This window comes from Micromonospora halotolerans, assembly GCF_032108445.1.
Classification (GTDB): Bacteria; Actinomycetota; Actinomycetes; order Mycobacteriales; family Micromonosporaceae; genus Micromonospora; species Micromonospora halotolerans.
Window position 1 is genome coordinate 1,007,869 of record NZ_CP134876.1, and the last position, 12,633, is coordinate 1,020,501.

At 73.5% G+C, this 12,633-nt stretch carries 13 protein-coding genes; all 13 read right to left on the reverse strand.

Annotation, left to right across the window (positions count from 1 at the left end; all coding sequences use genetic code 11):
• Positions 1 to 24: 24 nt before the first annotated feature.
• The gene (locus tag RMN56_RS04610) at positions 25 to 567 is read right to left on the reverse strand and encodes a GNAT family N-acetyltransferase (protein WP_313722592.1); all 543 of its coding nucleotides are present in this window, start codon (positions 565 to 567) and stop codon (positions 25 to 27) included.
• Between the two features lie 102 nt (positions 568 to 669).
• Positions 670 to 1,314: a LuxR C-terminal-related transcriptional regulator gene (locus RMN56_RS04615; RefSeq protein ID WP_313722593.1), complete on the reverse strand. Its 645-nt coding sequence runs from the start codon at positions 1,312 to 1,314 to the stop codon at positions 670 to 672.
• Positions 1,315 to 1,328: 14 nt separating this feature from the next.
• Positions 1,329 to 2,654: a sensor histidine kinase gene (locus RMN56_RS04620; protein ID WP_313722594.1), complete on the reverse strand. Its 1,326-nt coding sequence runs from the start codon at positions 2,652 to 2,654 to the stop codon at positions 1,329 to 1,331.
• Between the two features lie 34 nt (positions 2,655 to 2,688).
• Complete coding sequence (locus RMN56_RS04625; RefSeq protein WP_313722595.1) at positions 2,689 to 3,459, reverse strand: ABC-2 transporter permease; 771 nt, start codon at positions 3,457 to 3,459, stop codon at positions 2,689 to 2,691.
• On the reverse strand, positions 3,456 to 4,181 hold the full coding sequence (locus tag RMN56_RS04630) for an ABC transporter ATP-binding protein (protein ID WP_313722596.1): 726 nt from the start codon (positions 4,179 to 4,181) through the stop codon (positions 3,456 to 3,458). Before RMN56_RS04630 ends, RMN56_RS04625 begins: the two co-directional genes overlap by 4 nt.
• Before the next feature lie 183 nt (positions 4,182 to 4,364).
• Positions 4,365 to 5,870 (reverse strand): MFS transporter, encoded by a 1,506-nt coding sequence (locus RMN56_RS04635; protein ID WP_313722597.1) that lies wholly within the window; start codon positions 5,868 to 5,870, stop codon positions 4,365 to 4,367.
• A 174-nt stretch (positions 5,871 to 6,044) separates the two neighbouring features.
• Complete coding sequence (locus tag RMN56_RS04640) at positions 6,045 to 8,264, reverse strand: MMPL family transporter (RefSeq protein ID WP_313722598.1); 2,220 nt, start codon at positions 8,262 to 8,264, stop codon at positions 6,045 to 6,047.
• A 235-nt stretch (positions 8,265 to 8,499) separates the two neighbouring features.
• On the reverse strand, positions 8,500 to 9,357 hold the full coding sequence (gene mutM / locus RMN56_RS04645; protein ID WP_313722599.1) for a bifunctional DNA-formamidopyrimidine glycosylase/DNA-(apurinic or apyrimidinic site) lyase: 858 nt from the start codon (positions 9,355 to 9,357) through the stop codon (positions 8,500 to 8,502).
• The gene (rnc, locus tag RMN56_RS04650) at positions 9,350 to 10,138 is read right to left on the reverse strand and encodes a ribonuclease III (protein ID WP_313722600.1); all 789 of its coding nucleotides are present in this window, start codon (positions 10,136 to 10,138) and stop codon (positions 9,350 to 9,352) included. Before rnc ends, mutM begins: the two co-directional genes overlap by 8 nt.
• Complete coding sequence (locus RMN56_RS04655; RefSeq protein WP_313724650.1) at positions 10,135 to 11,094, reverse strand: phosphate acyltransferase PlsX; 960 nt, start codon at positions 11,092 to 11,094, stop codon at positions 10,135 to 10,137. Before RMN56_RS04655 ends, rnc begins: the two co-directional genes overlap by 4 nt.
• A 127-nt stretch (positions 11,095 to 11,221) precedes the next feature.
• Entirely contained in the window at positions 11,222 to 11,395 is a 174-nt protein-coding gene (gene rpmF, locus RMN56_RS04660; protein WP_091096818.1) for a 50S ribosomal protein L32, read from the reverse strand.
• Between the two features lie 5 nt (positions 11,396 to 11,400).
• Positions 11,401 to 11,964, reverse strand: a complete 564-nt coding sequence (locus RMN56_RS04665; protein WP_313722601.1) for a YceD family protein — start codon at positions 11,962 to 11,964, stop codon at positions 11,401 to 11,403.
• Positions 11,965 to 12,091: 127 nt separating this feature from the next.
• Positions 12,092 to 12,589 (reverse strand): SPFH domain-containing protein, encoded by a 498-nt coding sequence (locus RMN56_RS04670; protein ID WP_091269033.1) that lies wholly within the window; start codon positions 12,587 to 12,589, stop codon positions 12,092 to 12,094.
• Between the last annotated feature and the right edge of the window lie 44 nt (positions 12,590 to 12,633).

Below are 12,633 nucleotides of genomic sequence, written 5' to 3' on the forward strand. Positions count from 1 at the left end.
GCGGGCGGTACGCCCCCGGCGCAGCTATGCCGCCGCGTCCGGCTTCCAGTCCCGGGCGAGGAGCCCGAGCAGCACCTCGTCGAGGAACTCGCCCAGCACCCAGGCGGCGCAGCGCAGGACGCCCTCGCGGACGAAGCCGTTGCGCTCGGCGGAGCGCAGCATCGCGGTGTTGTCCGCCAGCGTCTCGATCTGCAGCCGCTGGAGGCCGCGCACGACGAATCCGTAATGGCACAGCACCGCGACCACGTCCGTGCCGTAGCCCTTCCCGCGCGCGGACGGGAGCAGTCCGAGGCCGATGTGCGCCGACCGGTTGTGGGTGTCGATGCCCCACAGGGTGGCGGTGCCGACCAGCGTGCCGCCGGCCAGCTCCACCACGGAGAACGGGACGTGCCCCTGCGCCGTGTCGTCCACCACGAGCCGCGGGTCCTTCGAGCCGGGGGTGATCGGTCGCCACGGCCCACCCTCGGACCGCGAAGCGTTGACCACGTCGTCGTAGAGCTCGGCGCGCAGGGTCGGGATGTCGTCCTCGTGCCGGGCCCTGAGCCCGACCTTGTTGCCCCTCAGCATGCGAGGTTCCTACCCGACCGGATCGGCCCTCGGCAAACCGGTGAGACGCCGGAGCGCCGGCCCGATCGGACCGGTGGGCGAGGACGACAGCGTCGCCGCCGCTCAGCCGCCGACGTGGCGGAGCACGGCCAGGACCCGGCGGTTGTCGCTGTCCGAGGACGGTAGACCGAGTTTCGCGAAGATGTTCGCCACGTGCTTCTCCACGACTCCGGGCGTGATGACGAGAGCCGCCGCGATCCCGGCGTTGGATCGTCCCTCGGCCATCAGCGCGAGCACCTCGCGCTCCCGCGGGGTCAGCGACGCCACCCCGGCCGTGTCCTGCCCGGCCCGCATCAGGTGGCCGACCACCTCCGGATCGAGCGCGGTGCCACCGGATGCCACCCGGGTCAGCGCGTCCACGAAATCGGCGACGTCGGCGACGCGGTCCTTGAGCAGGTATCCGACGCCGCTCGGCCGATCGGCGAGCAGGCGGGTCGCGTAGCGGGTCTCCACGTACTGCGAGAACACCAGCACACCGACTCCGGGATGGTCGCGCCGGATGTCGATCGCGGCGCGCAGCCCCTCGTCGGTGTGCGTCGGTGGCATCCGGATGTCGATGATGGCCACGTCCGGTACGGCGGCGGCGACCGCGGACCGCAACGCCTCCGCGTCGGCCACCGCCGCGCACACCTCGAACCCGCGGTCGGTGAGCAGCCGGACCAGGCCTTCTCGCATCATCGCGGCATCCTCCGCGATCACCACCCGCATGTCGTCGCCTCCGTTCACGCGTGGGTGGGCAGCTCGATGCCGACCCGGGTCGGACCGCCGGGCGGACTGTGCACGCGCATCCGGCCGTCCACGACGGCGATGCGGCGGGCCAGGCCGGACAGGCCGGGGCCGTCCGGGTCCGCCCCGCCGACGCCGTCGTCCTCGACGGTCAGCGTCAGGCGCTCGCCGGATCCGGCGACGGCGAGCCCGACGCGGGTCGCCCGGCTGTGTTTGGCCGCGTTCGCGAGCAGCTCGGCGGCGCAGAAGTAGGCGATGGTCTCGATGGCGGGTGCCGGGCGGTCGGGCAGGTCGACCGTCACCGCGACCGGGATGGCGCTGCTCGTCGCGAGCGTCGCCAGGGCGTCGCCGAGACCGTTGTCGAGGACCGGCGGGTGGATCCCGCGCACCAGGTCGCGCAGGTCGCCGAGGGCGTCCTTCGCTCCCCGGTGGGCGAGCGCGACCAGCTCGCGGGCCTGGGCGAGGTCGGGTGGCGGGCCGTCGACACCGAGCTTCTCGGTCGCCATGCCCAGGTTCATCGCCAGCGTGGCGAGCCGGATCTGCGCGCCGTCGTGCAGGTCCCGTTCCAGCCTGCGCATCATCGTGGCCGCGTCGTCGATCGCGCGGGCCCGGGTGACCTGCAGTTCGCGTACCCGCTCGGCGAGCCGGCGCGGACCGAGCAGCCGGCGCAGCGCGGCGAGGTCCGCCGTCGTACCGGCCCGCATCAGCCACGGCGCGACCAGCAGCATGGCGAGGCCGGCCGCGGCGATGAGGAACGTCCCGGCGAACGTCCGCGCGCCGATGGTGCCGAACGGCGTGAGCGCCCACACCGGCCCGAGCCGCGTTCCGGCCGGGTGGTTGCGGAACAGCGGCCACCACACCGGGTAGCTGAGGTTGACCAGGCCGAACACGTAGCAGAACGCGCCGTAGCCCTCGGGGATGGCCAGTGGCACCTTGAGCAGGCCGTACCCGACGGCGCGCCAGCCCGGTCCGTCGGCGACCACGGCGCCGATCCGCTTCGAGACCCGGGGCGGCGGGGCGTCCACGCGCACGTCGAGCAGCCGGTCCGCGAGTGAGCGGTGCACGGCTCCCATCGCGCGCCCGATCGGGGCGGCCAGCCCGACCAGGAGCGCGACGGTGAGCGGGAACAGGACCAGGAACATCGGTGCGACGGCCGGTGCGGGCCGGTCGGACAGGGCGCCGGTCGCCCAGAGGACGAGGACGCCCAGGGCCGGCACGATCGCCGGTGCGGTCAGGATCGCGGCCGCGCTGACCACGCCGGCGACGCAGAACACCGCCCGGCGCAGGGCCAGCGTGGTGAACGGGGCGCGCAACGCGGTCATCGGCCCATTGTCACCGGTCACGCGTCGTCACCGGTCACGCGTCGCGCCAGCGGAGCAGCACGCCCCCGCACACGATCACCACCGCCGCGTACCCGCACATCAGCAGCACGCTGATCCAGCCGGCGAACAACCCGGGTATGGGCGAGGTCACCGCGATCGAGTTGAGCAGCATCAGCAGCGGGACGAAGCGGCCGACCGCGATTCCGCTCTCGCCGAACAGGCCGGCCACGATCATCGGGACGAACATCAGACCGAACAGCGTGCCGATCGCGGCGCCCGAGTGCCGCACGATCGCCCCGATGCCGACCCCGATCAGCGCGGTGGCGCCCAGGTACACGCCGGTCAGCACGACGGCGCGCAGGATCGGCGGGTCGCCGAGGGAGGCGGCCGGGATGGCGGTGCCGCGGATCGCGAGCTGCCCGCCCAGATAGCCGGCGAAGCTCGCGATCAGGCCGACGGTGAGCGCCGCGCCGCCGCACACGGCGACCTTCGCGGCCAGGACGCTCCGCCGCCGCGGGACGGCGGCGAACGTCGAGCGGATCATCCCGCTGCCGTATTCGCCGGTCACCATCAGGACGCCGAGCGCGCCGAGGAGCAACTGGGCCAGAATGGCGCCGCCGAGGCTGTTGTTCAGGATCTGGGCGGCCGTGGCGACCGGGGTGTGCGATCGGTACCCGAGCCCCACCCCGACCCCGGCCGCGGCCATCGAGACCACCGACGCGATCGCCAGCCACCACGTCGACCGGACACTCCGCAGCTTGATCCGCTCCATCCGGGCCACGTGCCGGAATCCGTAACCGTTCATGACGCTCCCACTCCGCGATAGTCGGTGGCCTGCGAGGTGAGCCGGAAGAAGGCGTCCTCCAGGCTGTCGTCGCCGGCCGCGAGTTCGGCGACGGTCGTCTCGACCAGCAGCCGCCCACGGCCGATGACCACCAGCCGGTCCGCGGTCAGCGCCATCTCGGCGATCAGGTGGCTGGACACGAACACCGTCCGGCCTTCGGCGGCGAGTCCGCGCAGCAGGTCCCGGATCCAGCGGATGCCCTCCGGATCCAGTCCGTTGACCGGCTCGTCGAGCAGGAGGACGCCCGGGTCGCCGAGCAGGGCCACCGCGACGCCGAGCCGCTGGCGCATGCCGAGCGAGTACGTGCCGGCGCGCCGCGTCGCCGCGTCGGCGAGACCGACGATGCGCAGCACCTGCTCCACCCGGGAACCGGGGATGTCGTTGCTCGCGGCCAGGGCGGTCAGGTGCGCCCGGGCGCTGCGGCCGGGATGGAACGCTCCGGCGTCGAGGAGCGCGCCGACCGTCCTCAACGGCCAGCTCAGGTTCCGGTACCGGACGCCACCGATCAGTGCCTCGCCACGGTCCGGGGCGTCCAGGCCGAGGATCATCCGCATCGTCGTCGACTTGCCGGATCCGTTGGGGCCGAGGAACCCGGTCACCACCCCCGGCTGGACCCGGACGCTCAACCCGTCGACGGCGACCCGGCCGCCATAGCGTTTGGTCAGTTCACGTAGTTCGATCACATGGTCGACGCTAGGCAGTCCCGCGGGCGGTCAGAAGCCGGAAACCATCCGACTCCGCCCGGGGGTTTTCCACCCCCCCCACGGGACGGCGGACGTGCGGCGCCGGGACGCCGACAGCCCTGAACAAGCGGCACCGCCCCCGGCCCGGACGGGCGGGGGCGGTGCCGGGGGGAGCGGCGGTCGTCAGCCGGGGGCGCCGCCGGTGACCGGGGCGGGAGCGCCGGCGCCGCGCTGCGCCGGGACGCCGGCGTGCTCGGCGCTGAGCGGGGTGGCCAGTTCCTCCAGGGACTTCCCCTCGGCCCTCACGCCGAGGGTCAGCTCCACGAGGCCACCGATGATCATGACGGCGGCGCCGACCACGAACGCGACCACCGTGTCGCCGACCTTGCCGGTGCCGACCAGCTTGGCGAAGAGCAGCGGGCCGGTGATGCCGCCGGCGGCGGTGCCGATCGCGTAGAAGAACGCGATGGCCATGGCCCGGGTCTCCATGGGGAAGATCTCGCTGACCGTCAGGTACGCGGCGCTGGCGCCGGCGGAGGCGAAGAACAGCACCACGCACCAGCAGGCGGTCATGGTGACCGCGGTGAGCACGCCCGAGTGGAACAGCCAGGCGGTGCCCAGCAGCAGCACGCCCGAGCCGATGTACGAGCCGGCGATCATCGGCACCCGGCCGACGGTGTCGAAGAGCCTGCCCAGCAGCAGCGGGCCGAGCAGGTTGCCGACCGCGATCACCGCGAAGTAGTAGCCGCTGTTGCCCGGCGGGACGTCGAAGAACGTCTGCAGGATCTGCGCGAAGCCGAAGGTGATCGCGTTGTAGAGGAACGCCTGCCCGATGAAGAGCGCGAAGCCCAGCGTGGCGCGCTTCGGGTAGCGGGCGAACAGGGTCCTGGCGATCTCCAGGAAGTTGGTGCTCTTCCGCTGCTTGATCTCGATCCAGTTGTCCGCCTCGGTGAGGTCCTTGCCGGTCTCCCGCTTCACCTCCGCCTCGACCGAGTCGACGAGATGGTTCGCCTCGTCGGCCCGGCCGTGGATGAACAACCACCGGGGGCTCTCCGGGACGTGCCGGCGGACCAGCAGGATCACCACGCCGAGCACGGCGCCCAGCCCGAACGCCACCCGCCAGCCGAGGTTGGTCGGCAGGCCGTTGAGCAGCGGCACGGTCAGCAGCGCGCCGAGCGCCGCGCCGAGCCAGAAGGTGCCGTTGATGATGATGTCGATGCGGCCGCGGTGCCGCGCCGGGATCAGCTCGTCGATCGCCGAGTTGATGGCCGCGTACTCGCCGCCGATGCCCATGCCGGTGAGGAACCGGAACAGGAAGAACCACCAGGTGTCGAACGCGAGCGCGGTCATCGCGGTGGCGACCAGGTAGAGCCCGAGGGTCAGCAGGAACAGCTTCTTGCGCCCGAACCGGTCGGTGAGCCAGCCGAAGAAGAGCGCGCCGGTGCAGGCGCCCGCCACGTAGAGCGCGGCGGCCAGGCCGGTGACCTGGCTCTGGGTGATGCTCAGGCCGCTGCCCGGCTCGGCCAGCTTGCCGGACAGGTTGCCGACGATGGTCACCTCGAGGCCGTCGAGGATCCACACCGTGCCGAGGCCGATCACGATCATCCAGTGCCAGCGGGACCACGGCAGCCGGTCCAGGCGGGCCGGGACGTTGGTCCGTACGGTGCCGGTCCGCACGTCGGTGCTCATGACGCGCTCCCGGTGACTGCGGTGGCCGGGGCGCGACGACGGGCCGCCGGCGTGAGCTGTTCGTCCATGGCGGCCCAGATGCCCCGCCGCCGCGGCCGTTAATCCTGCCGTGACACCTCCGTCACAGGGGGAAGGGCGGACCGGACCGGCCCGCCCTCCCCCGTCCCCCCGGACTCAGCGGGCGCCGACCAGCTCCGGTGCGGGCGCGGGCGGCTCGGCCGGCGGGGTCGCCGCTCGGCCGCGCAGGAACCGCGGCGCCCACCAGTTCGCGTCGCCAAGCAGGGTCATCAGCGAGGGCAGCACCACCGCCCGGATGATCGTGGCGTCCAGCAGGATCGCCGCGGCCAGCCCGATGCCGAGCTGCTTGAAGTCGATGGTGCTCAGCGTCGCGAAGATCGAGAACACCCCGACCATGACGATCGCCGCGCTGGTCACCACGCCCGCCGACGACGTGATCCCGTACGCCACCGCGTCCTTGTTCGACATCCCCTGGCGGATGCCCTCCCGGATCCGGCTGACCACGAACACGTGGTAGTCCATGGAGAGCCCGAACAGCACCACGAACAGGAACATCGGCAGCCAGGTGACGATCGCGTCCATCGACGTGAAGCCGAGCAGCCCCTCCGCCCAGTCGCCCTGGAAGACCAGCACCAGCAGGCCGTACGCGGCCCCGGCGGAGAGCAGGTTCAGCAGGATCGAGGTGAGCGCCACCACCACCGAGCGGAACGTCCACGCCATCACGAGGAAGGTCAGCGCCAGCACGAAGGCCGCCACCAGGGGCAGCTTCGCCCAGATGTGGTCCGCGTAGTCCTCGCTGGCCGCCACGCCGCCGCCGACCGCGTACTCGACGCCGGGGATGCCGCCCAGCGCGGCCGGGACGAGGTCCTGGCGCAGCTCGTGCAGGGAGCGGGACGCCTCGTCGGTGCGGCTGGCGTACGGGGTGGCCACCTCCAGCACCGACACCCGCCGGTCGGCCGACACCTGGATCTTCGGGCCGTCCCCCTCGGCCGGCGCGAAGAGCGGGTCGGCGGCGGCCCGGCCGGCCAGGCCGGTGAGCGCGGCCTTCACCCGGTCGGCCTGCTCGGCGGGCGCCCGCACCGCCACGGTGTGGCTGGTGCCGTTGCTCGGGAAGGCCGCGGTGAGCCGGTCGTACGCCTGCATGGCCGCGGTGGTGCGGGGCACGTCCTCCATGCCGGGGAACTTCAGCTTCATGCCGAGCGCCGGGGCGGCCAGGGCGAGCAGCAGCCCGACCGAGACCACCAGGGTGGCCAGTGGCGCGCGGAGCGCCGGCTTCAGCACGGCCGGCCAGAACCGGGGCCGGGCCGGCTGGCCGTGCCGCCCGACGCGCGGGGCGGTGAGGCGCCACAGCAGCGGCACCCGGGGCCGGTCGACCCAGCGGCCCAGCCGGGCCAGGAGCGCCGGCAGCACGGTCAGCGAGCCGATCACGGCGACCGCGACCACCAGGATGGAGCCGACGGCCAGCGACGAGAAGATGGCGTCCTGGGCGAGCAGCAGCCCGGCCATCGAGATGATCACGGCGGTGCCGGAGACCACCACGGCGTGCCCGGAGGTCTCCGCCGCGATCTCCACGGCGTCCAGCCCGGAGCGCCCCTTGGCCCGTTCCTCGCGTTCCCGGCGGACGTAGAACAGCGAGTAGTCCACGCCGACCGCCATGCCGATCAGCAGGATGACGCTGGCCGTCGTGTCGGTGGCCGGCACCAGGTGCGAGGCGAGGGTGGAGAGGCCCATGGCGGCGGCCACCGAGGAGAGCGCGAGCAGCACCGGCACGCCGGCCGCGATGAGCGCGCCGAACGCGATGATCAGGATGGCCAGGGTGACCGGCAGGCTGAGCAGCTCGGCCCGCTTGAAGTCCTTGCCGAGGGTGTCATCGAGCGCCTGGCCGATCGACGGGCCGCCGACCTGCTCGACCCGCAGCGCCGGGTGCGACTCCTGGACCTTCGCGGTGGTGTCGCGCAGCGGCTGCACCCGGTCGGAGGCGGTCTCCGGGTCGCCCGACATGGTGATCGGCACGAGCACGGCGTTGCCGTCCCGGGACGGCATGGGCGCGCCCACCGAGGCCACCCCGTCGACCTGCCGGAGCCGGGCCGCCGCGTCGTCGGCGGCGGCCTTCGCGGCGGCCGGGTCCAGCGTGCCCGAGCGGGGCGTGATCAGCACGTTCTCGGTGGCCGGCTCGTGGAAGCCGCCACTGTCGACGATCAGCTGGGCCCGCCCGAACTCGCCGATCGCCTGGTCGTCGTCGGTCGCCTCGTTCAGGCCGGCGGCGTTGCCGCCGACGAAGCACACCGCCACGAACACCACCCAGAGCGCGATGGCGCGCCACGGGTGCTCCGCACTCCACCGTGCCAGCCGCACGGTCACCGGTCGCCTGCCCATACCTGGGACCCCCTCCAGACGTCGGCCCTGTGCCGACCCCTGCTGACGGTAGGGAGCGGCGCGGGACCGGACATCGGGGAACGGCCCCCGCTCGTCCCCCATCCGGCAGGCTCCGGCCGGGCGGCCGGAACCGGGTCGGCCAACCGGACAGAACGGGATTTTCAGGGTACGGCCCGGGGACCCGCCGGGCCGTGCCCGGCGAGGCACACGGGCGCAACCCCGAGCCGGCTCGGGGTCATCCCCGGAGGGTCCCCCGGGGGCGGGGCTGGCAGCGCGGGCAACTGTAGGACGACCGGTTCATGAACGCCTCGCGCCGGATCGGCGCCCCGCACCGCGGGCAGGGCTCCCCCTCCCGGCCGTACGCGTTCAGCGACCGGTCGAAGTAGCCGCTCTCGCCGTTGACGTTCACGTACAGCTCGTCGAAGCTGGTCCCGCCCTGCTTGATCGCCTCGCCGAGCACGTCCCGGACGTGGCCGAGCAGCCGGGTGGCCGCCGGGGCGCTCAGCGCGTCGGTCGGCCGGGCGCCGTGCAGCTTGGCCCGCCAGAGCGCCTCGTCGGCGTAGATGTTGCCGACGCCGGAGATCAGCGTCTGGTCGAGCAGCGCCCGCTTCACCTCGGTGCGCCGCTTCCGCAGCGCGGCCACGAAGCCGGCGTCGGAGAACTCCGGGTCCATGGGGTCCCGGGCGATGTGCGCGATCTCGGCCGGCAGCTCCGCCCCGCCCTCCGAGACCGACAGCCCGCCGAACGTGCGCTGGTCGACGAAGCGCAGCTCCGGGCCGTCGTCGGCGAACCGGAACCGGACCCGCAGGTGCAGCTCGTCGGCCGCACCGACCGGCTGGAGCAGCAGCTGGCCGGACATGCCGAGGTGCCCGATGATGGCGTCCCCGCTGTCCAGCGGCAGCCACAGGTACTTGCCCCGGCGCCGCACGTCGGTGATCGTCCGGCCGGTCAGCACGTCGGCGAAGTGCTCGCCGCCCGGCTCGTGCCGGCGGACCGCCCGGGGGTGGCGCACCTCGACGGCGCTGATCCGCCGGCCGACGACCCACTGGGCCAGCCCCTGCCGGACGGTCTCGACCTCGGGCAGCTCAGGCACGGCCGGCGCCCGACTCGGCGGGGTCGCCCACCTCCGCCTCGGCGGCGGACTTCGCGGCGGCCTCCGCCTCGGCCTGCTCGGTCAGCATCCGCCAGGCCGACTCGGCGGCCCGCTGCTCGGCCTCCTTCTTGCTGCGCCCCTCCGCGCCGCCGTAGCGGTTGCCGGCCACCACCACCCAGGCCGTGAAGGTCTTGAGGTGGTCCGGGCCGGTGCCCTCGATCCGGTACTCCGGAACGCCCAGCCCCAGCGCGGCGGTCAGCTCCTGGAGGCTGGTCTTCCAGTCCAGCGCCGCGCCCCGGCCGGCCGACTCGGCCATCAGCGGGTCGAACAGGCGGTGGATCACGAGGGCCGCGGTGTCCAGGCCGTACTGGAGGTAGATCGCGCCGAGCAGCGCCTCCAGGGTGTCGGCCAGGATGCTGGCCTTGTCCCGGCCGCCGGTGGCCTCCTCGCCCTTGCCCAGCAGCAGGTACGCACCCAGCCCGTCCGGGCCGAGGCCGCGCGCCACGTCGGCGAGGGCGCGCATGTTGACCACGCTGGCCCGCAACTTGGCGAGCTGCCCCTCGGGCAGGTCCGGGTGGTTGTGGAAGAGCGCCGTGGTGATCACCACGCCGAGGACCGAGTCGCCGAGGAACTCCAGCCGCTCGTTGGTGGGCAGGCCGCCGTTCTCGTACGCGTACGACCGGTGGGTCAGCGCGCGCTCCAGCAGTTCCGGGTCGAGCGACACCCCGAAGGCCGCCTCCAGGTGGCCGACGGGAGCACGCCGCCGCTTGTCGTTGGTCATGGTGCTACCTCGGTGTCGTTTCGGTCAGGTGCGGGATCGTGCGGGACAGCGTCGAGCAGGGTCGAGACGGTGTCGGTGGCGCCCCGGCGCCACAGGTGGGCGGCCAGGGCGATGCCGGAGGCGACGTCGTCGGGCCGGGCCGCGCCGTGGCAGACCACCACGGTGCCGGCCACCCCGAGCAGGGCCGCCGCGCGGGGAGCGCCGCCGCTCGCCGGGGGCCCGCCGGCCATCGCGTACGCGCCCTCGATGGCCTTGAGCAGCACGTTGCCGGTGAAACCGTCGGTCACCACCACGTCGGCGCGGGTGCCCAGGGAGACGTCGTACCCCTCGACCAGGCCGATGTAGCGGGCGCCGCAGGGCAGCGGCACGGCGGCGAGGGCGGGGGCGGCGGAGCGGCGCAGCCGGTCGCCCTTGCCCGCCTCGGTGCCGACGGAGAGCAGCCCGACCCGGGGCGCGGTGACACCGTGCGCCACGGCCGCGTAGGCGGCGCCCAGCACGGCGTGCCGGGCCAGGGTGGCGGGTCCGGGCTCCAGGGTGCCGCCGACGTCCAGCAGCACCACCGGCCCGTCGACGGCCGGCAGGGTGGCCACCAGGGCGGGCCGGCGTACGCCGGTCCAGCGTCCGAGGCCGAGGGCGGCGGCGGTGACGGTGGCGCCGGTCGAACCGGCGGAGACGAGCGCGTCGGCGAACCCGTCGCGGACGGCGTGTACGGCCGCGCGGACGGTGCTCTCCCCGCGCGCGGCGGTGGGGTGGTCGGCCATGCCGACGACCGTCCGCACCGGGCGGACGGTGACCCGGGCACGCTGCTCCGGGTCGAGCGCACCGATCAGCCCGTCGGCGACCTCGGTCGGTCCGACGAGCAGCAGGTGCAGGTCAGGGTCGGTACGCACGGCCCGCAGAGCGCCGTCAACCACGACGGCGGGAGCATCGTCCCCGCCGAGGAGGTCGACGGCGATCCGCGCGGTGCCCGGCTCCGCGGGCGCGCCGGCCGGGGAACGGCCGGCGGCGGTGGGAGCCGGGGCACCGGGCGAGAGCCTTGGTGCGTGCGCCACCCGACCGGTGGTCGGGGACGTCACTAGGCGGTCAGACCTCGAGGACCTGACGGCCGTTGTAGGTGCCGCAGACGGAGCAGGCGGCGTGCGGCAGCTTGGCCGACTTGCACTGCGGGCAGGCCACGGTCGCCACAACCGCGGCCTTCCAGTTCGCCCGGCGGGCGCGGGTGTTGCTGCGCGACATCTTGCGCTTGGGGACGGCCACGGTTCTTACTCCTCTGTACGGGTCAGTTGCGACAGGCCCGCCCAACGCGGGTCGACCTGCTGGTGACTGTGGTCGGCCGGCAGCTCGTCCCAGTGCACCCCACACTCGGGGCACAACCCTGGGCAGTCCTCCCGGCAGAGCGGGTTGGTCGGCAGCGCGAGCACCACCGCATCCCGCAGCGCCGGCTCCAGGTCGATCAGATCGCCCTGCATCCGGCCCACCTCGTCCTCGTCGGTCGTGTCGTCCGTGGTGCTGTTCTCGTACGCGTACAGCTCCTGGATCGTCACGGCCACCGAGTCGTCGATCTCGCGCAGGCAGCGCCCGCACTCGCCCTTGACGGGACCGGTGACGGTCCCGGAGACGAGCACGCCCTCGGACACCGACTCCAACCTCAGGTCGAGGTCGAGGTCCGCGCCCTCCGGAACGGTGATCAACTCCACGCCGAGGTCCGCCGGTGCCGGCACGACTTGCCGATGCGTACGCAACGCGCCAGGCCGTCGCGGCAGTTCCCTCGTGTCGAGGACCAGCGGCGACCTGGGGTCGAGTTGGCTTGGCGAGTGTTTGGGCATAGTTAGACTCCGGCCGGTGAGAGGCCGACAAAAAAGGTTACCTGGGCGACCGCCGCACCGTCGAACCGGGGGCGTCGCCGCCCCGGCCCGGCGGCTGCCGGCTGTCGGCCGCCGGCCCGCGTGCCGCTCAGAAGGGTAGCGGGCGATCCGCCTCGTCCCCAGCGAAGGTGCCGATCTCCCGCAGCGCGTGCATCTTGTCCCGGCCGCGCTCTATCGAGGCGAGCGCCCGGGTCAGGAACTGCTCGAAGTTGGCCAGCGCGGTGTCGACGTAGTCGTCGACCTCGTCGCGCAGGCGCTGCGCCTCGGCCCGGGCCTCGGCGATGATGCGGGCGCCCTCGTGCTCGGCGGAGACGGTGATCTCGTTCACCGAGACCAGGCGGGCGTGTTCCGCCTCACCCTCGCTGATGATCCGGTCGGCCTCGCGCTTGCCGGCCTCCATGATCTTGTCCCGCTCCTCCAGCAGCGCGGCGGCCCGGCGGAGGTCGGCGGGCAGCTCCACGCGCAGCTCGTCCAGGGCGGCGATCATCTCGCCCCGGTCGACCATGCAGTTGTTGCGCGACATCGGCACGGAGCGGGCCTGCTCCACCATGGCGATCAGTTCGTCGATGCGATCGAGCGGGTCCACCGGTACCTCACTCCTGTCGTTCGTCGGCCGACCTACATGATGCG

What these genes read in the sequence shown, in the direction of transcription:
- RMN56_RS04610 (WP_313722592.1), bottom strand. Translation starts at nt 567, where the DNA reads ATGCTGAGGGGCAACAAGGTCGGGCTCAGGGCCCGGCACGAGGACGAC.
- RMN56_RS04615 (WP_313722593.1), bottom strand. Translation starts at nt 1,314, where the DNA reads ATGCGGGTGGTGATCGCGGAGGATGCCGCGATGATGCGAGAAGGCCTG.
- RMN56_RS04620 (WP_313722594.1), bottom strand. Translation starts at nt 2,654, where the DNA reads ATGACCGCGTTGCGCGCCCCGTTCACCACGCTGGCCCTGCGCCGGGCG.
- RMN56_RS04625 (WP_313722595.1), bottom strand. Translation starts at nt 3,459, where the DNA reads ATGAACGGTTACGGATTCCGGCACGTGGCCCGGATGGAGCGGATCAAG.
- RMN56_RS04635 (WP_313722597.1), bottom strand. Translation starts at nt 5,870, where the DNA reads ATGAGCACCGACGTGCGGACCGGCACCGTACGGACCAACGTCCCGGCC.
- RMN56_RS04640 (WP_313722598.1), bottom strand. Translation starts at nt 8,264, where the DNA reads ATGGGCAGGCGACCGGTGACCGTGCGGCTGGCACGGTGGAGTGCGGAG.
- rnc (WP_313722600.1), bottom strand. Translation starts at nt 10,138, where the DNA reads ATGACCAACGACAAGCGGCGGCGTGCTCCCGTCGGCCACCTGGAGGCG.
- RMN56_RS04665 (WP_313722601.1), bottom strand. Translation starts at nt 11,964, where the DNA reads ATGCCCAAACACTCGCCAAGCCAACTCGACCCCAGGTCGCCGCTGGTC.